General features: G+C 62.1%; 2 protein-coding genes. Both read left to right on the forward strand.

Translation table 11 applies throughout. The annotated features are described in order from the left end of the window. The coding region (locus EII42_RS13105; protein ID WP_158676519.1) for a hypothetical protein at nucleotides 1-278 on the forward strand (278 nt) is incomplete at its 5' end. A 70-nt stretch (nucleotides 279-348) separates the two neighbouring features. Then, a partial coding sequence (locus EII42_RS13600) for a hypothetical protein (RefSeq protein ID WP_233558398.1) occupies nucleotides 349-642 on the forward strand: 294 nt, incomplete at its 3' end.

Below are 642 nucleotides of genomic sequence, written 5' to 3' on the forward strand. Positions count from 1 at the left end.
GTTCTGCGCAGCTGTATCCGCGTACCCGGGCGGTGGCCGAGAGCCTCAGGGCGGCGGACGTGCGGGTGAAGAGCCGCGAGCCCAAGATCGCCCAGCGCGATCAGGAGTTCTCCGAGGTGATCGCGGCCGGGATGGCGGCGCGTAACTTCATCAGGGACGGGTGGCCCACCGGCACCCAGCGCGCGTTCGAGAAGGCCGCGCACATCGACCCGGACTACACACCGCAGGACTTCACCAAGTACGAAGAAGCGCTCCGCGAGGAACAAGAAGAACAATAACCCCTTAAAACACTAGAAACCAGCCACAAGATAAGAAGAAGGCAAGAAGGAAGAGAACGGGGCAGGGATCATGCGACGACACTGGGCCTGGTACACCACCGCCACCATACTCGCGCTCATACTCGCAGCACTCACCACCGTCGTGGTCACACGCCCCACACCGGGGCCATCAGCGGATGAAACCACCCGGAGCGCTGACGACCCACAGACGAGCCCGGCAAGCACCGCACCGGTAGAGATCATCACCGTCCCACAACCCAAATTCTCCTGGGAACCCTGGATGATAAAAACCGACGACCCCAACTGGCAACAAGACAAACGCTGGGCCGGACACCCACCACCCACCATCGTCCCACCCATCTTC

The organism is Tessaracoccus sp. OH4464_COT-324, from assembly GCF_003932855.1.
Classification (GTDB): Bacteria; Actinomycetota; Actinomycetes; order Propionibacteriales; family Propionibacteriaceae; genus Arachnia.